This is a genomic window from Kitasatospora sp. NPDC089797, assembly GCF_040684795.1.
In the GTDB taxonomy this organism is placed as follows: domain Bacteria; phylum Actinomycetota; class Actinomycetes; order Streptomycetales; family Streptomycetaceae; genus Kitasatospora.
Genome location: NZ_JBFBGS010000004.1, coordinates 87,137 through 107,362, shown reverse-complemented (window position 1 = coordinate 107,362; position 20,226 = coordinate 87,137). Strand labels below are relative to the sequence as shown.

Below are 20,226 nucleotides of genomic sequence, written 5' to 3'. Positions count from 1 at the left end.
CCCCGGCCGCCCCTCTCCGCGGAAACGCCCTCCGACCTGCGCCCCCACCCGAACGGACGCGTCAGGGGTTGGCGCGCAGCAGGTCGAGCAGGCCGGGGAAGCAGGCGTCCAGGTCCTCCGTCCGCAGGGTGGCCGCGCGGTTGTTGCCGCGGTCGACCTGGCGCACCAGACCGGCCTCCCGCAGCACCCGGAAGTGGTGCGTGAGCGTGGACTTGGAGACCGGGAGGTTGAAGGAGGCGCAGGTGCGTGCCGTTCCCTCCGCCTCCCGCAGCAGGGCCGAGACCACGCCGTAGCGCAGTGGATCGGCCAGCGCGTTCAGGACCGTCCGCAGGTCCATTTCCTCGCGGGTGGGATGGCCTTCGACGTCCGGCATCGGATCCTCCTTCTTGAGGTATGGGTTGCATCGTACCTCGTCGGCATGGCACCTTAAGGTTCGATCAAATCCATACCTGGTCGTCCAACGGCCGGGCCGAGCCTGGAGTTGTGCCCCATGAGTACGCAGACCACGCCGTCTGCCACGACTGCCGTCGCAACGGAAGGGCAGACGCCCGGCCGGACGCTGACCCTGGCAGCAGTTCTCCTCGCGGTGTTCGTCGTGCCCATGTCCATCTCTGGCACCGCGGTCGCCCTCCCCGACATCGGCACCAGCACCCACGCCGACCTGGCGCCGCTGCAGTGGGTGGTGAACGCCTTCAACGTGGCGTTCGCCTGCTTCACCCTGGTCTGGGGCTCCATCGCCGACGTGATCGGCCGGGTCAAGGCCTTCGCCGCCGGCGTCGCCGTCTACGCCGTCGCCTCGCTGGCCAGCGCCCTGGCCACCGACGTGCTCTGGCTGGACGCCGCCCGCGCCCTGACCGGGATCGGCGGGGCCGCGATCTTCTCCTGCGGCGCGGCCATCGTCTCCACCGTGTTCGACGGCCCGGCCCGCGCCAAGGCCTTCGCGATGTTCGGCACCATCGCCGGCATCGGCGTGGCCATCGGCCCGTCCCTGGCCGGCGTGCTGGTGCAGGGCCTCGGCTGGCGCTGGGTGTTCGCGGTGCACGCCGTCGCCCTCGCGGTGGTGCTGCTCGCGGTGCCCGCCATCTCCCGCGCGATGCCCGCGGACGGCGGCAGCGGCGGCCGGATCGACGTCCCCGGCAGCGCGCTGTTCGTGGTCGCGATGGTGCTGCTGACCACCGCCATCGTGCAGGGCTCGCAGTGGGGTTGGGGCAGCGCCGGGGTGATCGGCCTGTTCGTCGGCGCGGTCCTGGTGCTCGCCGTCTTCGCCGCCGTCGAGACCCGCAGCGCCCACCCGATGCTCGACCTGAGCGTGCTGCGCAACCGCCGCTTCGTCGGCCTGTGCCTGGTCCCGGTGGCCGCCTCCTTCGGCTTCGTCACCATGCTCACCTACCTGCCCAGCTACCTGACCAGCGTGACCGGCCGCGACACCGGCGCCGCCGGCGTGCTCATGCTGCTGCTGACCGCCCCGGTGCTGGTCTGCCCGATGCTGGCCGCCAAGCTGGTCGACCGCGGCGTCTCCGCGCTCACCCTGATCTACCTGAGCCTCGCCTGCCTCGTCCTCGGCGACGTCGCCCTCACCCTGCTCTCCCCCTCCGTCACCGTCCTCGTGCTGGTCGCCCCGATGCTGGTCACCGGCGCCGGCATGGGCCTGTCCGCCGGACTGGTCGACGGCCAGGCGCTCGCCATGGTCGACCCGGCCAAGGCCGGCATGGCGGCCGGCTTCCTCAACACCCTGCGCCTGGGCAGCGAGGCCGTCGCCGTCGCGGTGTACGGCTCCGCCCTGGCGACCGTGCTCGGCAACCGGGTCGGCGACGGCATCGGCGAGCACGCCGGCGCCTCGCAGGCCGCCCGGGTCGCCGAGAAGGCGGCCGGCGGCGACCTCTCCGGCGCGGCCGACCTCTCCGGCGCCACCGACCACCAGGGCTTCGTCGACTTCCTCGCGCACGCCTACGACTCAGCCTTCCACTCCGTCCTGTGGGGCCTCGCCGCCGTCGGCGTGGTGCTGGGCGTCGTGATCGCGGTGATGCTCCGCGGCGGCGAGCAGCAGGCCGCCGAGCCCGCCGCCTGACCCAGCCCCCGAGCCGCGGGAGGGCGGCCACCCCCGTACCGCCCTCCCACACCCTTCGCGCCGCCCCACCGCGCGCCACCCCGGAACCGGCCCGGCACCGCCTCCCCGAGCGGTGCCGGGCCCTCTTCCGTCACCTCCGCACCGGCCATCCCGGCACCAGCCGCCCCAGCCGCAGTCACCCCAGCGACAGTCACCGCTGGGCCAGTCGAAGGACGCCACACCATGCGCAAGCAGACCACCGCGGGCGAGCCCAGCACCGCCCGGGTCATCGTCGTCGGGGGCGGCCCCGTGGGCATGCTCGTCGCCGCCGAGCTGGGCCACCACGGCATCTCCACCATCGTCCTGGAGAGCAACCCGGAGACCGTCGACCAGCCCAAGGCCGGCACCCTGCACGCCCGTACCGTCCAGGGCCTGGCCCGCCGCGGCCACCTGCGCGCACCCCTGGGCACCGACCGGGCCCTGGCCCGGCCGGCCGCCGACGCCTTCCACTTCGCCGGCCTGCCCGGCCTGGTCATCACCGCCCCCGGTACCGAACCGGCCCCGATCTTCGGGCGCTCCCAGGCCGACCTGGAACGGGACTTCGAGCAGCGCGCCCGCGCCCGCGGCGTCACCGTGCTGCGCGGCCACCAGGTCACCGAGCTGGACCAGGACCCGGACACGGTCCGGGTCACCGCCCAGGGGCCGGACGGCGTACGGGAGTTCACCGCCGAGTACGTGGTCGGCGCGGACGGCGCCCGCAGCACCGTCCGGGACCGGCTCGGCTACGCCTCCGAGACCCACCCCGCGACCGTCTCCGCCCTGCTCGGCCTGGTCCGGCTGACCGACCCCCACCGGGTGCCCTCCGGCTGGAACCGCACCCCGCGCGGCTGGACCATCGCGGGCGTCAACCCGTACGGGCACAGCCGCTTCTTCACCATCGACTTCCGCGGCCCGCACCCCGACCGGCACGCCCCGCTCACCCTCGCCGAACTGCGCGCCGAGGCCGAGCGCATCCTCGGCCGCCCGGTGCCGATGACCGACCCGGTGTTCTTCTCCAAGTTCAACGACTTCGCCCGGGTGGTGTGCGACTACCGCAAGGGCCGGGTGTTCCTGGCCGGCGACGCCGCCCACGTGCACTTCCCGGTCGGCGGCCAGGGCCTCAACCTCGGCCTCCAGGACGCGCTCAACCTCACCTGGAAGCTCGCCCACACCCTGCACGGCACCGCGGGCAAGGACCTGCTGGACACCTACAGCACCGAGCGCCGCCCGGTGGCCCGCCGGGTCGTGGACAACACCCGCGCCCAACTCGCCCTGATGCAGCCCGATCCCGGGCTCGACCCGCTGCGCGAACTGTTCACCGGGCTGCTCGGCGTCGCCGAGGCGAACGACCACCTCGGCAACATGATCAGCGCCCAGGACACCGCCTACCCCGCGCGCACCTCGGACGGCTCGCCCTGGGAGGGCCAGTTCCTGCCCAACCTCCCGCTCACCACCGACGAGGGCCCCACCGACGTCACCCGGCTGCTGCTGGACGGCCGCCCGGTGCTGCTGCTCGGCGCCGACGAACGGGCGCACCGGAAGCAGGCCGAGGGCTGGTCCCGCGTCCTGCGCACCGTCCGGGCCACCAGCAGCCGTCAACTCCCCTGGGACGCGGTCCTGCTGCGCCCGGACGGCTACATCGCCTGGGCCTCCGACGGCGGCCCGCTGGCGGGCGCCCTGCGGGAGTGGTTCGGCGAGCTCTGACGGCCGCCACGCCGAAGGGCGGGTACGGATCGCCCGTACCCGCCCTTCCGCGTGCCCCGGATCAGCCGGTGCTCACCACCGGACCGGCAGCGCGGTGGGCCGCCGCAGCACGGTGCCGTCGTCCCACGGCACCGAGGCCGGGTCGGTGGCCAGCGCCAGCGTCGGGAACTCCCGCGCCAGCCTGGTGAGCACCGCCACGATCTCCATCCGGGCCAGCGCAGAGCCCATGCAGTGGTGCATGCCGTAGCCGAACTGGAGGTGGCGCTTGGCCGGTTGACGGTCGGGGTCGATCGTCAGCGGGTCCGGGAACACCTCCGGGTCGCGGTTGGCCGCGAAGGCGTCCGGGTAGACCACGGTGCCCTTCGGCACCAGGCCCACGCCGGTCTCCAGGTCGCGGCCCGCGATCCGCGGGAAGGCGGAGATGTTGCCGAGCGGGATGAGCCGGATCAGCTCCTCCGCCAGCTGCGGCGCGATCTCCGGCTCCTCCGCGAGGCGGCGCCACAGCGCCGGGGCGGACAGCAGCACGTACAGCGACTTGGTGAGCACGGACACGATGTTCTGGTCCGCCCCGAGCAGCGACCCGAAGAAGAGCCCCGTCAACTCAGCTTCTTCCAGCGGGGGTTCGGCCCGGTCGCGCTCGGACCGGAACTTCTCGATCAGTCCGCCGGCCAGCACCGGGCGGGCTCCGGTGACCAGTTCCTGGACGTAGCCGTAGACCCGGTAGAAGTGCTGGACGAGGTCCGGCACGTTCTCGTGCGAGGCGATCTGGACGACCCGCGAGGACGGCCGGAAGTACGCCACGTCCTCCAGCGGCACCCCGAGGAAGTGGCAGTTGACGGTCACCGGGACGCGGTCCACCAGGTCGGCGAAGAGGTCCGGGGCCTGGGCGGCCCGGAGTCTCGCGATCCCCTCGTCGATCACCCGGTCCAGCACCGGGCGCAGCCGCTCCACGCCCGCCACGCTGTAGTCGGCGGTGACGAAGTTGCGCACCCGGGCGTGGTGCGGGGCGTCCAGGTTGAGCAGCAGTTCCTTCGGCATCACCGTCGGCAGGAAGCTCGGCCCGCCCTCGACGTTGGTCTCGGTGCGGCCGGAGGTCGGGTCGGTGAGCAGCTTGTGCACGTCGGCGTAGCGGGTGAGGTGGACCGCCGAGTGCCCGCTGGGGAGCTGGATCAGCGGCAGGCCGCCCGGGCCGGGCTCGGCGATCGGGGTGAAGGTCGGGACGGGGTCGAGGTTGGGGATGTCGGCGGTGGTGACGGTCGCGGGCGAGGCGACGGTGGTCATGTGTTCTCCGGGAGGTTCGACGGCCGGTCGGGCTCGGGTGAGGGCGGGCGGGCCGGTCGGGCTCAGGTGAGGGCGGGCAGGCCGGTCAGGCCGCTGAGTTCGCGCACCGCCTGGGTGCTGTTGCGGAAGTGCACGGCGCGCCAGCCGCAGCGGCGGGCGGCGACGCAGTTCTCCGGCAGGTCGTCGACCAGCACGCACTCCTCGGGCGTCACCCCCGCCTGCTGCTCGGCCAGCCGGAAGATCTCCGGGTCCGGCTTGCGGAAGCCGACCTTGCAGGAGTCGACGACGCAGTCGACCTCACCGGCCGGCGCCACGATGGCCTTCCAGTACGGCTCCCACTCGACCACGTTGTTGCTGAGGATGCCGACCCGGAAGCCCTGCTCCTTGGCGTGCCGGACGGTCGCGGCGATCACCGGATTGACGCCGACCCCCTCGAACCACTGCTCGCCGAAGCGCTCGAAGCGGGCCCGGGACAGGTCGATCCCGGGGTTGGCGTCCCGCAGGACGCGGACCATGGCCTCGCCCCACTCGGCCTCGGTGAGCATGGCCAGCTCGATCGGGGCGAGCGGCTCCACGCCCAGTTCCCCGGCGACGGTGCCGAGGGCGCTCTTCAGCTGGCGCGGGGTGATGCCGGTGCGGGCGTGGTACGAGTCGAAGAGGTCGTCCATCGGCGGTGACAGCACGCCGCCGAAGTCGAACCAGATCATGGGCTTGGACATGCGGCGTCTCCTTGTGGTGCCGGAACGGCGGTACGGAATACCCGAGTTCGGCGGTCAGACGCCAGCGGTGGCATAGGCGAAACGATTCTCCAGAGCGCCGGTGATCGGGCTCGTCCGCGCCAGGTGCACCCGGGCCCGGGCGATCTGCTCGTCCTCCTGGACCATGGTGATCTCGAAGGCGACGGTGTCCGGCGCGGGCGACTCCACGACCCGCACCAGGCAGTCGGTCGGCAGCTCGAACTCACCGAAGCGGGTGAAGTCGGTCTCCACCCGGGAGAGCAGCAGGCTGCGCGGCGAGAGCCCGAACAGCTCGTTGGCGGCGAACATCGCGGACTGCCGGAACCCCTCGAAGATCAGCGCGCCCGGGATGTGGTCCAGCGGGTGGTCGAACATCGCCGGGTTCGCCTGGTCGACGACGATCTGGGTCCGGACGGCGTGGTCGCGCACCTCGGCCTCGGCCAGCACGACGTTCTGGGCCGAGGTGCGGCCGACGGAGAACGGCGCCACCCGGCGGCCGGTGTGGTGCGGACGGGCCGGGGCGAGGGCGAGGGCGGCGCGGCCCTTGTCGCGCATCCGGTCCCAGGCCGCGCCCGGCATCCACTGGCAGACGGTGCGCATGGTGGCGGCCTCGCGGCCGTCCACCGACAGGGTCAGGTCGAGGGTGCTGCCGGTGACGACGTCGCCCCGGCGCTTCACGTCGACCTGGCCGGCCCGGATCCCGGCCCGGCCGGGGCGAGCCCCGATCCGCAGCGCCTCCGGGTCGGTGACGACGAGGTCCCCGCTGACGAAGATGAACTTGTTGTCCAGCGGGGCGTCGAGGAAGGTGTGCGCGACGTAGATGGAGGCCTGGCGGAACACCTCGACCAGCAGCATCGGGTCGTAGGCGGCCGGCGCCGTGACGTTGTCGCTGTAGTAGCTGTGCACGCGCGGCAGCTGTGCGGCGATGGAGTACTCGCCCTCGGCGACCCGGGCGGAGTCGGTGAGGAACACCTCGCAGATGGCGGCCCGGTGGACGGTGCCGCGCGAGACGGTGGTCGAGTAGCTGAGATCGCCGTCCAGGATGACAGACATGGTTGAGCTCCCCCTTGTTGCTCTTCCTGCGAAACACATTCAGGTACACCTCTCGTCGGAGGTGCGAGCTGGATCGTACCTTGGCCTCGATCGAAGTTACTGTGGCGTAGGCCACGCGGATGCGAACATTTGTGTTAAGGGTGTGTGAGCACCGAACCGGCCGCACCGCAGCGCCTCCGGAGCCGATCGCGACTCCGCGCCCGAACCGGTCGAATCCACTCTGAACTGCGGCGATGCCGACCATTCAGGCATCCCACGGGGCACTGGAGCGCGCGAACAGGTCTGGACCGGTCCAGTCGGCCGCGCCGCCCGAGATCGCTCCCGGCGCGCCCGTCCGCCGGGAACGCGCCCGCCGTCGAAGGCGGGCCGACTCCGGCCACACGGTGAAGTTGGTCAGACAACTCCACTCTTCGGGCCCGCACACCCGAACGATCGACACCGCCGGAGACACCCGGGCCCGCCCCGGGGACCCCGGGGCGGGCCCGTCAACGAACTCGTTCAGACCGCGCCGAACTCCCCGCTCCGCACGGCGGAGACGAAAGCCGACCAGGCGTCGGCCGGAAGGACCGGAGCGGGACCCTCGGGGCCCTTGCCGTCCCGTATCGGAACCCGGCCAGGGAAGCCGTCCGCAACCTCGACACACTGACCTTCTTGAACGCCATGGCCACTCGTGCGCCCTACGGCGCCCGTCAGGTCATCCATGCTCAGAACCTCTCCGAACTCCGTTCCCCGCAACCGGGTTCAGGACGGGACCTCGGCCTGTCGGCGGAAGTCCCGGGCGTGGTCCACGGCCGCGCCGAGGTCGGGCACGGCGCCCGACTCGGCCTCGGTGTAGGTGCCCCACATGCTGCCGTCCGCCCAGTCGCAGACCGCGAGGTGCTGCCCCTGGAAGACGGTGGTGCCGCACTTCATGGCGCCGCCCCGCTCGCCGGGGTCGACGTCCCGGAAGCCGTCCAGCCTTATGCCGTCGGCGCGTTGGCGGGCGAGGAGGTCGTCGAGTTCGGAGGAGGGCGTGAAGATGTGCCGCTCCTCGACGGTCACGAAGACCGTGCTCCGGTCGCCGTCGCCGAGGTAGGCCGTCGCGGAGACGCCCGACTCCGAGCCCAGGGTCCCGGGTTGCTTGGCCCGGGAGGCCTCCGGGGCGTAGGCGAGTCCGGTGAAGCTCTTCGGCGGGCTGTACCGGTACGCCCCCAGGTTCGCGAAGTTGTCGGCGAAGACCACGCCGAACGTTCCGGCGCCGAGGAGGGCGACGGCACCGAGGGCCGGCCAGAGCCGACGACGGGGGCGCGGGCACGGGGCGGCGGGGGTGACGTCGACCAGGACGTCCTCGGGCTGGGGGTGATCGTTTTCCGGCATCCGCAGATGAGAGCAGGTCCCGACCGCTGCGTGCAACGGCTTTCGGCCAGGTTCTCCCGGGACAGTTCCCACAGCGTTCATCTGCCCGGCACGCGGAACTCACCGGGGGCGGGCAGGCTCCGCACGAGGGAAGTTGGCTATACAACTTCGCCCCGAGGAGCGCCGAGGAGAAGACCGTGACCGAGCAACTGCCGCCCTACTGGCTGCGCGACAACTGCCCCTGCACCGACTGCCGGGACCCGCGCAACGGCCAGAAGCTCTTCCAGATCGACGACCTGCCGCCGGACCTCACCGTCGCCGCGAGCACGGAGATCGACGGCAACCTGGAGGTGCTCTGGTCCGACGGCCACCGCTCCCGCTACCCCCTCGCCTGGCTGGCCGAGGAGGCCGACGGCGACGGCCGCACCGAGCGGGACAAGCGGCTGTGGGCCGCCGCCGACTTCGCCCGCGGGATCCCCGAGGCCGACTGGGCGGCGTACCTCACCGACCCCGCCGAGCAGGCCGCCGTGCTCGGCGCCGTCCACCGCAGCGGCTTCGCCGTGCTGCGCGGGGTGCCGACGGTGGAGCGCCAGGTGCTGCGGGTGGCCGAGAGCTTCGGCTACGTGCGGGTCACCAACTACGGCGAACTGTTCGACGTCCGGGTCGAGCCGGACCCGAACAACCTCGCGTTCACGAACAGGACCATCGCCCCGCACACCGACAACCCGTACCGCGACCCGGTGCCCACCCTCCAACTGCTGCACTGCCTGGAGAACTCGGCGACCGGCGGCGACTCCGGCCTGGTGGACGGCTTCAAGGCGGCGGCCCTGCTCCGGGAGGAGTCGCCCGAGGACTTCGCGACCCTCACCCGCACGCCCGTCCCCTTCGTCTTCCGCGACCGCCGCACCGAACTGCGCGCCGACCGCCCGCTGATCGAGGTGGACCCGCTGGGCCGGATCCGCGAGGTGCGCTTCAACAACCGCTCGATCGGCACCCTGCGCACCGGGGACCTCGGGGCGTTCTACTCCGCCTACCGCCGCTTCGCCGCGATCACCCTGCGCCCCGAGCTCCAGCTCACCTTCCGGCTCGGCCCCGGCGACTGCCTGGTCTTCGACAACACCCGGCTGCTGCACGCCCGGACGGCCTTCCAGCAGGACGGCCACCGGCACCTCCAGGGCTGCTACGCGGACCTCGACTCGCTGGCGAGCACCCTCGCCGTGCTGCACCGCCGCACCGCCGCCCTGGACGAGCTGGCCGAGCTGTTCGCGGGCGAGGGCGCCGGGGAGTACCTGGGCGAGGCGGTCACCATGGCCGAGCACATGCTCCAGGCCGCGGCCGCCGCCGAGGCGGCCGGGGCGCCGGACCACCTGGTCGCCGCCGCCCTGCTGCACGACATCGGCCACTTCCACGGCGACCTGCACGGACGGGACCTGATGGAGGGTCAGGACAACCGGCACAGCCACAGCGGAGCCGACCGGCTGGCCCGCTGGTTCGGCCCGGAGGTCACCGAACCGGTCCGGTTGCACGTGGCCGCCAAGCGCTACCTGTGCGCCGTGGAGCCCGGCTACCGGGCCAAGCTCTCCGAGGCCTCCGAGTACACCCTGACCGTCCAGGGCGGCCCGATGGGCGGGGCCGAGGCCGCCGCCTTCGCCGAACTCCCGGGCGCGGTCGATGCGGTGGCCGTCCGCCGGTGGGACGAGCAGGCCAAGGAGCCCGGCCTGGCGACGCCGGACTTCCAGTACTACCGCCCGCTGCTCGCCTCGCTCATGCACTGAACCCCCGAGCGCGCCCGGGAGTTCAGTCCAGCTCCCGGGCGTGCCGCGAAAGCGCCGAGGTGGCCAGCGAGTTGTGCACGCTGAAGGCCACCGTCCCGGGCAGGTAGCGGTCCTGGGACCACTCCACCGGCGTGCCGGTCGGGTCGGTGGTCCGCCGCCGCTCGCGCAGCAGCGGGCCGCCCCGGCGGCAGCCGAGCAGCCGGGCGTCCTCCGCGTTGGCGGCGACGATGTCGATGGTGTGGTCGGCGTCGGTGAACAGGATGCCGTGCTCGCGCAGCACCTCGGTGTGCGAGACCACGTCCGGCGGCAGTTCGGCGACGATCTCGCCGACCCGCGGCGGGTAGACCGTCCGCTCGACCATCACCGGCGTGCCGGAGAGCGTCCGCAGCCGGACCGTGACGTACACCTCGGCGCCCGGCTCCAGCCGCAGTTGCTCGCGCTCGGCGGCGTCCGCCGGGCGGCGCACCAGGGAGTCCAGGATGCCGCCGGGCTCCTCGCCCATCGAGTACGCCCAGTGCGTGAAGCTGAGCAGTTCGGAGAAGCTCTGCACCCGGGCGCCGCCGAGCACCACCCGCCGGGTGCCCCGGCGGGAGGTGACCAGCCCGTCCGAGCGCAGCACGGCGAGCGCCTGCCGGACGGTGCCGCGGGAGACCCCGTACTGCTCGGCCAGCGCGCCCTCGGCCGGCAGTCGGCCGGCCTCCCCGTACGCGCCGGTGGTGATGGCCTCGCGCAGGTCCGCGGCCACCTTCCGGTAGAGGGCTCCGGCCTCGCGCTCCACGGGGCGCCCGGGCTCCACTGCCACGTCAGTCAATGTCCCTCCTGGGGCGGTGTCCTGCGCAGCCGTACCGGCGCGGACAGCCCGACCTTATCCCGCTGCGCCGTTCGAGCATCGCACCGAACGGATCACGCTCCGATGGCCTGATTCGACCGTTCCCGCAGCCGACCCCGGTTCTGGGCCGTCCGTTCACCTTCCCGTCACCGAACTCCGGGTTACTTACCTCCGTCAGCGAAGTTGGCTAGTCAACTCGGACGGTGCCGAACGGATACCGGACGAACGGCAAGGACCCTCGACGGACGCCGGACGGATCCCCGCCACGGCCACTCGCACGATCGATCCCCCGATCAGATCCGACACCACTCCCTTGCAGCACCCCCCTCGCAGTACACCCGATCAGGAGACTGACCCGTGTCCGTGCACCGTGCCCGTTCCGCCGCCTTCGCGGCCGTCCTGACCGCCGCCGCGCTGTCCCTCACCGCCTGCGGTTCCGCCGGCTCCACCTCCGCGAAGTCGAACGACGCCTCGGGCGGCGCCAAGAACGCCAAGACCGCCACCTCGGTCGCCGACTTCGGCGGCATGGACGGCCTGGTCGCCGCCGCCAAGAAGGAGGGCAAGCTGCACGTCATCACGCTGCCGCGCGACTGGGCGAACTACGGCAAGCTGATGGACGACTTCAAGGCGAAGTACGGCATCGACATCGAGGACGAGAACCCGGACGGCGCCAGCCAGGACGAGATCAACGCGATCACCTCCCGCAAGGGCCAGGACCGCGCCCCCGACGTCGTCGACCTCGGCTCGGCCTTCGCGATCAGCGCCGGCAAGCAGGGCCTGCTGGCCCCCTACAAGGTCGCCGACTTCGACAAGATCCCGGCCACCATGAAGGACGCCAACGGTCTGAGCTACAACGACTACGGCGGCTACATGTCGATCGGCTGCGACGCCAAGAAGGTGTCCGCCTGCCCGAAGACCTTCGCCGACCTGCTGAAGCCCGACTACAAGGGCATGGTCGCCCTGAACGGCAACCCGACCAAGGCCGGTGCCGCCTTCGGCGCCGTGTACGCGGCCGCGCTCGCCAACGGCGGCTCGCTGGACAACATCCAGCCCGGCATCGACTTCTTCGGCAAGGTCAAGCAGGCCGGCAACTTCAACCCGGTCGAGGTCACCCCGGCGACCATCGAGAAGGGCGAGACCCCGATCTCGATCGACTGGTCGTACCTGAACGCCGGCTACGCCGACAAGTTCAAGGACAAGGGCATCGACTGGCAGGTGGCCATCCCCTCGGACGGCTCCTACGCCCAGTACTACAACCAGGCGATCAACAAGGACGCCCCGCACCCGGCCGCCGCGCGCCTGTGGGAGGAGTACCTCTACAGCGCCCAGGGCCAGAACGGCTTCCTCGGCGGCTACGCCACCCCCGCCCTGTTCGACGCCATGAAGGCCGCCGGCACCCTGGACGCCACCGCCGCCGCCAAGCTGCCGGTCGTCGAGAAGCCCTTCACCACCTTCCCGACCCAGGACCAGACGGACGCGGCCAAGAAGACCGTGACCGAGAACTGGGCCAAGGCGATCGCGGGCTGACCTGAGATGACCACGGCTCCCACCCCGGTGCCGGCCACCGCCTCCGCCGCCCAGAGCGGCGGGGGCACCCCCGGCCCCGCCACCACCTCCCCCACCGTCGCCACGGCCCCCGTCGCCACCGCCGCCCCGGCTACCGCGACCACCGCCAAGGCCCCCCGCCCGGCCAAGCGCCGGAGCACCGGCAGCCGGGCCTGGCTCGGCGCCCTCCCCCTGATCCTCTTCTTCGTGATCGGCTTCGGCCTGCCGGCCGTCGCGATCGCCATCGGTGCCTTCACCACCTCGACGGACGCCCCCGACGGCGGCGGCACCTTCACCACCGACAACCTCACCAACTCGCTCCAGGGCGCCTACTGGACGGCCCTGTGGGGCAGCGTGAAGCTCTCCCTGCTGACCGCGCTGATCGCCGCCGTGATCGGTCTGCCGCTGGCCCAGGCCGTGGCGACCTCCCGCTTCCGGGCCTTCCGCGAGGCCGTGATGTCCGCCTCCGGCGTGCTCGCCAACTTCGGCGGCGTGCCGCTGGCCTTCATGTTCGTCGCCACCCTCGGCAACGCCGGCGAGGTGACCAAGAAGTTCGGCCTGACCAAGCACGGCTGGAACCTCTACACCTTCACCGGCCTGTCGGTGGTCTACCTGTACTTCCTCGTGCCGCTGATGGTCATCACCATCACCCCGGCCCTGGAAGGCCTCAAGGCCCAGTGGCGCGAGGCTGCGTACAACAACGGCGCCACCGGCCTCCAGTACTGGCGGCACGTGGCGCTGCCCGTGCTGCTGCCCTCGCTGCTCGGCGGCTTCGTGCTGCTGTTCGGCGCCTCCTTCGCCGCGTACGCCACCGCCGAGGCCATGGTGGGCAGTTCGGTGCCGCTGATCTCGATGCAGATCGGCGACGCGCTGTCCGGCAACGTCCTGGTCGGCCAGGGCAACCTCGCCCTCGCCCTCGGCCTCGACATGATCGTGGTCGCCTGCCTGGTGATGGCCGTGTACCTGCCCCTTCAGCGCCGGAGTGCCAAGTGGCTCGCCTGATCAATCGCATCCGTTTCGGCCGCGGGCTGGTCCTGCTGATCTGCGGGATCTACTTCGCGGTGCCGATGGCCGCCTCGCTGTGGTTCAGCATCGACGACAACAAGGGCGGCACCACCTTCCGGGCCTACACCCAGCTGCTGAACGCCCCCGGCTTCACCGACAGCCTGGTGCTCAGCCTCGAACTGGCCGCCGTCACCGTGGTGGTGCTGCTCCTCCTGCTGGTCCCGGCGGTGCTCGCCGCCCGGCTCGGCGCCCCGAAGCTGCGCCCGGTGATCGAGGTCATGTGCTCGATGCCGCTGGTCGTCCCGGTCGTCGCGCTCACCACCGGCATCATCGGTGTGCTGCGCTGGGGCCCGGACTACCTCCAGGACACCCCGCTGTTCCAGACCATCGTGGCCATCCAGGACCCGAACTTCCCGATCGTCCTGATCATCGCGTACGTGCTGATGGCCCTGCCGTTCGCCTACCGGGCCATCGACGCCGGACTGCGCGGCGTGGACGTGGTCACCCTGGTCGAGGCCGCCCGCAACTGCGGGGCCGGCTGGCTGCGCGCGGTGTTCACCGTCGTCCTGCCGAACCTGCGCAGCTCGCTGCTGAACGCCGCCGTGCTCACCGTCGCCCTGGTGCTCGGCGAGTTCACCACCGCGTCCATCCTCGGCTTCACCCCCTTCTCGGTGTGGATCAACTCCAACGGCAAGAGCGACGGCCAGATGTCCGTCGCGGTGTCGATGCTCAGCCTGCTGATCGTCTGGCTCGTCCTGCTGCTGATGTCCGCCGTCGGCCGGGGCCGCAAGGCCGCCCGGGCCTGATCCGAAACCCCCTTGTTCTCCAGGAGTCACCAGTCATGACCACGGCCACCGCCCTCGCCGACAGCGTCGCGACCGCCCCCGGCAGCGCCACCGTCGAGTTCCGCTCGCTGCGCCGCGCGTTCGGCGCCACCACCGCCCTCGACGGCCTGGACCTGACCGTCAACCCCGGCGAACTGCTCGCCCTGCTCGGCCCGTCCGGCTGCGGCAAGACCACCGCGCTGCGCATCCTGGCCGGCTTCGAGCAGCACGACTCCGGCGAGGTGCTGGTCGACGGCCAGGACATCACCTCGATCCCCGCGCACAAGCGCGACGCGGGCATGGTGTTCCAGTCCTACAGCCTCTTCCCGCACCTGACCGCGCTGGACAACGTCGCCTTCGGGCTGCGGATGCGCGGCACCGGCAAGGCCGAGCGCCGCAAGCGCGCCGGGGAGCTGCTGGACCTGGTCGGCCTGCCGCACCGCGCCGAGCACTACCCGCACCAGATGTCCGGCGGCCAGCAGCAGCGCATCGCGCTCGCCCGCGCGCTCGCCCTCCAGCCGCGCGTGCTGCTGCTGGACGAGCCGCTGTCCGCGCTGGACGCCAAGGTCCGCCTCCAGCTGCGCGAGGAGATCCGCCGGCTCCAGCAGGAGCTGGGCATCACCACCCTGTTCGTCACCCACGACCAGGAGGAGGCGCTGTCCATGGCCGACCGGGTCGCGGTGCTGCGGGCCGGGAAGCTGGAGCAGTGCGCCACCCCGTCCGAGCTGTACGGCCGGCCGGCCACCGCCTTCGTCGCCGAGTTCGTCGGCACCATGAGCCGCATCCCGTGCACCCGCACCGCGGACGGCGTCGAGGTGCTCGGCCGCCGGCACGCGGTCGACGGCGAGGTCCCGGCCGACGGCGAGCTCCAGGTGCTGGTCCGCCCGGAGAACGTCGACCTCACCCCGGCCGCGGACGGCCCGGCACTGGTCGTCACCGCGTCCTTCCTGGGTGCCGTCACCCGGCTCACCGTCCGCCTGGACGACGGCACCGAGGTCAAGGTCGACCTGCCCACCGAGGCCGCCGCCGCCCTGCCGGCCGGCTCGCGCGCCGCGCTCACGCTGCCCGACCGTCCCGTCCTGGTGGACCGCCGCACCGCCTGAATCCCGCCGTCTGAGATTCTCGTACCGCGTCTGCACCGTCTGAAGAACACCCGAAGGTACCGCCATGCCTGAATCCGCACTGCCCGAATCCGCCCTGCCCGCCGCGATCCCGCCCGCCGCGGTCCTGCCCGCCGCCGTCCTCTTCGACATGGACGGCACCCTGGTCGACACCGAGCAGCTCTGGTGGCAGGCCGCCGCCGAACTCGGCGAGGAGCTGGAGCACCCGCTCACCGACCAGGACGCCCCCGAGGTGCTCGGCCAGGCCGTCGAGCACACCGCCGCCCACCTGCACCGGGTCAGCGGCACCGACCGCACCGAGGCCGAACTCGCCGCCCGGCTCGGCGAGTCCTTCGCCGCCAAGGTCGCCGCCGAGACGGTGCCGCGCCCCGGCGCACTGGCCCTGCTGGCCGCCCTGCGGGAGGCCCGGGTGCCCACCGCGCTGGTCTCCGCCTCGCCGCGCCTGGTGGTGGACCTCGTCCTGTCGGCGATCGGCCGCGACTGGTTCGCCATCACCCTGGCCGCCGAGGACACCCCGCGCACCAAGCCCGCGCCGGACCCGTACCTGGCCGCCGCCGAGCGGCTCGGCCTCGACCCGGCCGCCTGTGTCGCCGTCGAGGACACCCCGACCGGGGTCGCCTCCGCCGCCGCGGCCGGCTGCGCGGTGCTCGCGGTGCCGTCCACCGCCGTCCCGATGCCGGACGGCGGGCGGATCACCCTGCTGGGCAGCCTGGAGCAGGTCGACCCCGCGCTGCTGGGGAAGCTCTGCGCCGCCCCGGCCGTTTGACAGCGACATGCCCTACGTTCTGCTCACCCTCGCCATCCTGAGCGAGGTCTGCGCCACCAGCTGCCTCAAACTCACCGAGGGGTTCACCCGCCTCTGGCCCAGCCTCGGGGTGGGGATCGGCTACGCGCTGTCCTTCTACCTGCTCGGCCGGGCGCTCAAGCACATCCCGGTCTCGGTCGCCTACGCGGTCTGGTCGGGCGCCGGGACGGCGGCGGTCGCCGGGATCGGCGTGGTCGCCTTCGGCGAGTCGCTGGGGCGGCTGCAGTGGCTGGGCCTCGCCCTGGTGATCGTCGGGGTGGTCGTGCTCAACCTCAAGGGCGGTCACTGACTCATCGTCAGTTTCCGCTCCCCGGGCCGGGACGGGCCGTCGGACCCACCGACGCCCGCCCCGGCCCGGCCCGTTCCCCCGTTGCACAGGGAACCCGCATCGACCCCGTATCGACCCCGTACGGGATCCGTCAAAGCCCAACCACCCTGCGGGCAGGCGGCGTTAACCTCGCGCCGACAGCAGACCGGCGACAACGGGGGTGCTCCATGGCCGTCCTCACCACCGGGCCCGTCATCCGGGACACCGCCGACCGGCACCACCGCCTCCGGCACGCACTGGCCGTCATCGCCCTGTCCACCGGCCTGATCCTCGGCGTCATCGCCGTGGACGTCTACCTCGACGGCCGCCTCGCCATCGCCCTGGGCTGCGTCTACCCCGTCACCCTGGTCGCCGTGTTCACGCTGCGCCGGGACTCCCTCGGGAACCCCGCGTTCCAGAAGGCCATGACCGGCTGCATCGCCCTGATGGCCTTCACCGGCCTGTTCGCCTACCTGCTCGGGGCCAACGCCTGGCGCGGCCTGATCCTGCGCTCGGGCGACGAGGTCACCGCCGTGGTCCGCAGCGAACGGATCGAGAAGTCCGGCCGGGGCGCGGCCGCCCGCTCCTACACCCTGGCCGAGCGCGACGGCACAGCCGTCCCCGGCGGCGAACTCCGCCCCGACTCGGCCCGGTTCCGGCCCGGCGACGTCCTCACCGTCCGGGTCGACCCGACCGGCCGGGTCGCCCCCGAACTCCCCGGCGAGACCGACTCCCCCGCCCCCGCCCTGGGCTTCCTCGCCCTCAACGCCGTCCTCGACGGCATCATCCTCTGGTCCGTCCGCCGCCCCACCGACCGTCGGGGCACGTGACGCGCATCACTCCGTCGCGCTGAAACCCCGTCCGTCCACCGGCCGTCCTGTTCTTCGCACCATCTCTGATGGACGGACAGTGCGGGGGGATCAGCCGTGGGTGATGACGCAGCCAAGGCCGGCGGACCGGAGTTCAAGATCCGGCCGGGCGATCTGACGGACGCCGCACCGACCTTCGAGAACCAGGGCAAGGCGCTCAAGGACGCGCTGGACAACCTCCGCAAGAGCCTCACCGCGGCCGGCAGCCCCTGGGGCGGCGACAAGCAGGGCAACGAGTTCGCGGCCGCCTACAACACTCCGCACGACCACGTGCTCTCCGCGCTCGACGTCCTGGTCACCGGCCTCGGCAGCATCGGCCCCACCCTGAGGGCCCACGCCGACAACCACACCGGCGCCGACGACCACGCCAAGCGGAACCTGCTGTGACCCGCCGCAGCCCCGGCGGAGGGCCGTCCCGTGGGTGAGTCCACCGTCGCCAAGGCCGTCCAGAAGGTCACCGGCATGTGGTGGCCCGACGCCGACCCCGACAAGCTCCGCACGGTCGCCGACGCCTGGGACACGATGGCCACCGCCATCGACAACGTCACCGCCCCCACCCACCAGGCCGCCGCCGCCATCGTCGCCAACAACCACGGGCCCGCGATCGACGCCTTCGGCAAGTTCTGGGGCCAGTACTACGGCGGCAAGGACGGCGCCGGCCAGGGCAAGGGCTGGCTCCCCGACACCGCCGCCGCCTGCCGCGCCCTCGCCAAGGCCCTGCGCGACTTCGCCGCCGAGGTCGACAAGGCGATCAAGAAGCTGGAGGAGGAGGCCGCCATCGTCGGCGGCACCCTGGTCGTCGGCGCCGCCCTCGCCTTCGTCACCTTCAGCATCTCGGCCGACGTCGCCGCCGCCACCAGCGCGAGCATCGTCGCCGCCGCCGCGTCGATCGGCGTCACCGTCTCCGAGACCATCGCCACCATCGCCGCCACCGTGCTGACCGGCGCCGCCTTCGGCGCCGTCGAGGCGATCGCCGTCGACGTCGCCGTGGCCCAGCCGATCCGGGTCGAGTTCTTCGACGACGGCGGCTACAGCTTCTCCGAGGCGGCCGACGCCGCCAAGACCGGCGGCATCATGGGCGGCGCCGGCTCCGGCCTCGGCGCCGGCGCCCGGGTCCTCTCCACCGCCGCCGAGGTCTCCGACAGCGCGTCCGTCACCCTCGCCGCCGCCGCGAAGGTCGCCAACGCCTCGGACACCGTCCCCGGCCGCATGCTCACCGGCGCCGCCCTCACCGCCGGCTACGACTACACCTTCCAGACCGGCCCGGTCCTGCCCCTCGACGTGGCCCTCGGCGCCGTCGGCAGCGCCGCCGGCCCGAGCGGCGAGGGAGTCGCCACCACCCGGCGCATCGGCCAACTCGGCGGCGAGGGCCACGCCCCCGGCCGCCACGTGAAGGCGGACGACGCCGCCCTCCAGACCCGCCTGGGCACCACGATCACCAACCAGGACGGCACTCCCAAGGTCTACGGACCGACCTCGGGGAACGCCGGCCACGTCAAGTCACGGGACCACATCGACCCGCTGACCGGCACCACGGTCGACGCCGACACCGGCGGCGTGCACAAGTGCGGCCCCTACGCGACCCGCTACGACGACCCCGCGGATCTGGTGACGGTCGACAAGTACATGCGGAAGTTCATCAAGGACAACCTCGAGCCCCCGATCTCCACCCCCATCGAGGACGTGCTCGGCCCGGACGGTCACAAGCGCTTCACCGGCTACTACAAGGACCCGAACGATCCGACCAAGTACCTGCCCGTCGATTTCGAAGGCGGAACTCTGACGACGTACTACGTCCTGGATGCCGACGGGCATTACAATCTCGTGACATCCTACGCAAATCCCGCCCGCGGAAGGCATCCCTGAGGACTCCCATGAACTCCTACCTGGCAGGATTCTTCGAGTCCTATCTCAACATCGAGACCGCACAATATGTGGACCGCCTCAAGCAGACCGTCACAGGCCTGCCGAACTGGGGCGAGCGACTGAGGAAACTGTTCGACGAATTGCTCACGGAGCGGACCGCGACCCGGGGCGAATTCTGCGACTACACCTTCATCGAATTCGAGACCGACGAGGAGATGTACGCGTACCTGGAAGAAGTCCGGGCATATCTCTTCCTCGGCGCCACCGAAATCCCGCTCCCGCCCGACTGAGGACCCCATGGAACCCGAACTCGCCGGATTCATGCGGCAGTACCTCAACGTCGAGATGGCCTTCTCCTCCATGGAGCGCCTGAAGACGACCATCGGCAGGTCCAACCCGGTATGGGGAGACGACCTGCGGAGGTGGTTCACGCAACTCTTCGAGGGGCGGGATCTCACCCGAGGCGAGTACTGCGAGCTCACCTGGGTCGAGTTCGGGACCGACGAGGAGATGTATGCGTATCTGGAGAAGATCCACGCCTTCCTCTTCCTCGACCAGGGGGAATTCCCGCTCCCGCCCGACTGAGGACCCGCGGTCGCCGGCGCCCTGGACACCGTGCTGCCGGCCGCCGTCGCGGGCTCCGGCATGGCCGGGGCCAGCGACGGCCGGCCCTGGCTCAGCCCCGCACCACCCGGGCCCGGAGGTAGTTGCGGCGGCCGAAGTTGGGCTCGTCGACGGCCGTCAGCTCCTCGACCTGGAAGCGGTACAGCGCCGCCGCCCCGCCCCCGGTGAGGTACTGCCGCCGGGTCCCCTCGTCCTGGGCGAAGGCCGGGTAGCGCCCCTGGTAGGCGGCGAACGCGGCCTCCGCCTGCCGCCCCCAGGCCTCGCTCGCGCTGCCGGTGAGCTGGAGGCCGCGCAGTTGTTCGCCGAAGGCCGGTGGCGGCAGGAAGACGGTGGCGGCGGCCCGGGCCTCGTCGGCCAGGTGGTGGCTGTGCCGGGTGGAGCGCTCGCTGACGAAGTACAGGACGAGGTCGTCGTCGTAGGCGAAGAAGGCCAGGTTGGCGTGCGGCCCGTGCTCGTGGCT

General features: G+C 72.1%; 22 protein-coding genes. 14 read left to right on the top strand and 8 right to left on the bottom strand.

The window, feature by feature from the left end:
- Positions 1-61: 61 nt before the first annotated feature.
- Positions 62-373, bottom strand: a complete 312-nt coding sequence (locus tag AB0O91_RS05065; RefSeq protein WP_363427965.1) for a helix-turn-helix domain-containing protein — start codon at positions 371-373, stop codon at positions 62-64.
- Positions 374-601: 228 nt separating this feature from the next.
- On the opposite strand from AB0O91_RS05065, the gene AB0O91_RS05060 reads away from it, so the two are divergent.
- Positions 602-2,068 (top strand): MFS transporter, encoded by a 1,467-nt coding sequence (locus tag AB0O91_RS05060; RefSeq protein WP_363427963.1) that lies wholly within the window; start codon positions 602-604, stop codon positions 2,066-2,068.
- A gap of 222 nt (positions 2,069-2,290) precedes the next feature.
- Positions 2,291-3,790 (top strand): FAD-dependent monooxygenase, encoded by a 1,500-nt coding sequence (locus tag AB0O91_RS05055; protein ID WP_363427961.1) that lies wholly within the window; start codon positions 2,291-2,293, stop codon positions 3,788-3,790.
- Positions 3,791-3,862: 72 nt separating this feature from the next.
- Here AB0O91_RS05055 and AB0O91_RS05050 read toward each other — a convergent pair whose 3' ends face one another.
- The 5 genes from AB0O91_RS05050 to AB0O91_RS05030 form a co-directional block, all read right to left on the bottom strand.
- Entirely contained in the window at positions 3,863-5,071 is a 1,209-nt protein-coding gene (locus AB0O91_RS05050; protein WP_363427959.1) for a cytochrome P450, read from the bottom strand.
- Between the two features lie 62 nt (positions 5,072-5,133).
- The gene (locus tag AB0O91_RS05045) at positions 5,134-5,790 is read right to left on the bottom strand and encodes an HAD family phosphatase (RefSeq protein WP_363427957.1); all 657 of its coding nucleotides are present in this window, start codon (positions 5,788-5,790) and stop codon (positions 5,134-5,136) included.
- Positions 5,791-5,844: 54 nt separating this feature from the next.
- Entirely contained in the window at positions 5,845-6,861 is a 1,017-nt protein-coding gene (locus AB0O91_RS05040; RefSeq protein ID WP_363427955.1) for a ScbA/BarX family gamma-butyrolactone biosynthesis protein, read from the bottom strand.
- 498 nt (positions 6,862-7,359) lie between these two features.
- On the bottom strand, positions 7,360-7,563 hold the full coding sequence (locus tag AB0O91_RS05035) for a DUF397 domain-containing protein (protein WP_363427953.1): 204 nt from the start codon (positions 7,561-7,563) through the stop codon (positions 7,360-7,362).
- Positions 7,564-7,602: 39 nt separating this feature from the next.
- A complete protein-coding gene (locus tag AB0O91_RS05030; RefSeq protein ID WP_363427951.1) occupies positions 7,603-8,217 on the bottom strand; it encodes a hypothetical protein in 615 nt (204 codons plus the stop codon).
- A 176-nt stretch (positions 8,218-8,393) separates the two neighbouring features.
- On the opposite strand from AB0O91_RS05030, the gene AB0O91_RS05025 reads away from it, so the two are divergent.
- A complete protein-coding gene (locus AB0O91_RS05025) occupies positions 8,394-9,971 on the top strand; it encodes a TauD/TfdA family dioxygenase (RefSeq protein ID WP_363427949.1) in 1,578 nt (525 codons plus the stop codon).
- Between the two features lie 22 nt (positions 9,972-9,993).
- Here AB0O91_RS05025 and AB0O91_RS05020 read toward each other — a convergent pair whose 3' ends face one another.
- Positions 9,994-10,773, bottom strand: a complete 780-nt coding sequence (locus AB0O91_RS05020) for a GntR family transcriptional regulator (protein ID WP_363427947.1) — start codon at positions 10,771-10,773, stop codon at positions 9,994-9,996.
- 384 nt (positions 10,774-11,157) lie between these two features.
- Between AB0O91_RS05020 and AB0O91_RS05015 the strand changes: the two genes are divergently transcribed.
- The 11 genes from AB0O91_RS05015 to AB0O91_RS04965 all read left to right on the top strand — a co-directional run bounded on the left by AB0O91_RS05015 (position 11,158) and on the right by AB0O91_RS04965 (position 19,727).
- Positions 11,158-12,327, top strand: a complete 1,170-nt coding sequence (locus AB0O91_RS05015; protein WP_363427945.1) for an ABC transporter substrate-binding protein — start codon at positions 11,158-11,160, stop codon at positions 12,325-12,327.
- A 6-nt stretch (positions 12,328-12,333) separates the two neighbouring features.
- Complete coding sequence (locus tag AB0O91_RS05010; protein ID WP_363427943.1) at positions 12,334-13,347, top strand: ABC transporter permease subunit; 1,014 nt, start codon at positions 12,334-12,336, stop codon at positions 13,345-13,347.
- 65 nt (positions 13,348-13,412) lie between these two features.
- The gene (locus AB0O91_RS05005; protein WP_363428205.1) at positions 13,413-14,156 is read left to right on the top strand and encodes an ABC transporter permease subunit; all 744 of its coding nucleotides are present in this window, start codon (positions 13,413-13,415) and stop codon (positions 14,154-14,156) included.
- A gap of 35 nt (positions 14,157-14,191) precedes the next feature.
- Positions 14,192-15,277, top strand: coding sequence for an ABC transporter ATP-binding protein (locus AB0O91_RS05000; RefSeq protein WP_363427941.1), 1,086 nt, complete (start codon positions 14,192-14,194; stop codon positions 15,275-15,277).
- A 64-nt stretch (positions 15,278-15,341) separates the two neighbouring features.
- Positions 15,342-16,061: an HAD family phosphatase gene (locus AB0O91_RS04995; RefSeq protein WP_363427939.1), complete on the top strand. Its 720-nt coding sequence runs from the start codon at positions 15,342-15,344 to the stop codon at positions 16,059-16,061.
- Positions 16,062-16,068: 7 nt separating this feature from the next.
- Positions 16,069-16,389: a multidrug efflux SMR transporter gene (locus AB0O91_RS04990; RefSeq protein ID WP_363427937.1), complete on the top strand. Its 321-nt coding sequence runs from the start codon at positions 16,069-16,071 to the stop codon at positions 16,387-16,389.
- Between the two features lie 206 nt (positions 16,390-16,595).
- A complete protein-coding gene (locus AB0O91_RS04985) occupies positions 16,596-17,237 on the top strand; it encodes a hypothetical protein (RefSeq protein ID WP_363427935.1) in 642 nt (213 codons plus the stop codon).
- Positions 17,238-17,333: 96 nt separating this feature from the next.
- On the top strand, positions 17,334-17,663 hold the full coding sequence (locus tag AB0O91_RS04980; protein ID WP_363427933.1) for a hypothetical protein: 330 nt from the start codon (positions 17,334-17,336) through the stop codon (positions 17,661-17,663).
- Between the two features lie 30 nt (positions 17,664-17,693).
- Entirely contained in the window at positions 17,694-19,142 is a 1,449-nt protein-coding gene (locus tag AB0O91_RS04975) for a hypothetical protein (RefSeq protein WP_363427931.1), read from the top strand.
- 8 nt (positions 19,143-19,150) lie between these two features.
- Positions 19,151-19,432, top strand: a complete 282-nt coding sequence (locus tag AB0O91_RS04970) for a hypothetical protein (protein WP_363427929.1) — start codon at positions 19,151-19,153, stop codon at positions 19,430-19,432.
- A gap of 7 nt (positions 19,433-19,439) precedes the next feature.
- Positions 19,440-19,727: a hypothetical protein gene (locus AB0O91_RS04965; protein ID WP_363427927.1), complete on the top strand. Its 288-nt coding sequence runs from the start codon at positions 19,440-19,442 to the stop codon at positions 19,725-19,727.
- Positions 19,728-19,818: 91 nt separating this feature from the next.
- On the opposite strand, the gene AB0O91_RS04960 is transcribed toward AB0O91_RS04965, so the two are convergent.
- Positions 19,819-20,226: hypothetical protein (locus tag AB0O91_RS04960; protein WP_363427925.1), on the bottom strand; the 408-nt coding region annotated here is incomplete at its 5' end.

What these genes read in the sequence shown, in the direction of transcription:
- AB0O91_RS04965 (WP_363427927.1), top strand. Translation starts at nt 19,440, where the DNA reads ATGGAACCCGAACTCGCCGGATTCATGCGGCAGTACCTCAACGTCGAG.
- AB0O91_RS05050 (WP_363427959.1), bottom strand. Translation starts at nt 5,071, where the DNA reads ATGACCACCGTCGCCTCGCCCGCGACCGTCACCACCGCCGACATCCCC.
- AB0O91_RS05060 (WP_363427963.1), top strand. Translation starts at nt 602, where the DNA reads ATGTCCATCTCTGGCACCGCGGTCGCCCTCCCCGACATCGGCACCAGC.
- AB0O91_RS04995 (WP_363427939.1), top strand. Translation starts at nt 15,342, where the DNA reads ATGCCTGAATCCGCACTGCCCGAATCCGCCCTGCCCGCCGCGATCCCG.
- AB0O91_RS05035 (WP_363427953.1), bottom strand. Translation starts at nt 7,563, where the DNA reads ATGGATGACCTGACGGGCGCCGTAGGGCGCACGAGTGGCCATGGCGTT.
- AB0O91_RS05010 (WP_363427943.1), top strand. Translation starts at nt 12,334, where the DNA reads ATGACCACGGCTCCCACCCCGGTGCCGGCCACCGCCTCCGCCGCCCAG.
- AB0O91_RS04970 (WP_363427929.1), top strand. Translation starts at nt 19,151, where the DNA reads ATGAACTCCTACCTGGCAGGATTCTTCGAGTCCTATCTCAACATCGAG.
- AB0O91_RS05005 (WP_363428205.1), top strand. Translation starts at nt 13,413, where the DNA reads ATGGCCGCCTCGCTGTGGTTCAGCATCGACGACAACAAGGGCGGCACC.
- AB0O91_RS05000 (WP_363427941.1), top strand. Translation starts at nt 14,192, where the DNA reads ATGACCACGGCCACCGCCCTCGCCGACAGCGTCGCGACCGCCCCCGGC.
- AB0O91_RS04985 (WP_363427935.1), top strand. Translation starts at nt 16,596, where the DNA reads ATGGCCGTCCTCACCACCGGGCCCGTCATCCGGGACACCGCCGACCGG.
- AB0O91_RS05055 (WP_363427961.1), top strand. Translation starts at nt 2,291, where the DNA reads ATGCGCAAGCAGACCACCGCGGGCGAGCCCAGCACCGCCCGGGTCATC.
- AB0O91_RS05045 (WP_363427957.1), bottom strand. Translation starts at nt 5,790, where the DNA reads ATGTCCAAGCCCATGATCTGGTTCGACTTCGGCGGCGTGCTGTCACCG.
- AB0O91_RS05065 (WP_363427965.1), bottom strand. Translation starts at nt 373, where the DNA reads ATGCCGGACGTCGAAGGCCATCCCACCCGCGAGGAAATGGACCTGCGG.
- AB0O91_RS05040 (WP_363427955.1), bottom strand. Translation starts at nt 6,861, where the DNA reads ATGTCTGTCATCCTGGACGGCGATCTCAGCTACTCGACCACCGTCTCG.
- AB0O91_RS05030 (WP_363427951.1), bottom strand. Translation starts at nt 8,217, where the DNA reads ATGCCGGAAAACGATCACCCCCAGCCCGAGGACGTCCTGGTCGACGTC.
- AB0O91_RS04990 (WP_363427937.1), top strand. Translation starts at nt 16,069, where the DNA reads ATGCCCTACGTTCTGCTCACCCTCGCCATCCTGAGCGAGGTCTGCGCC.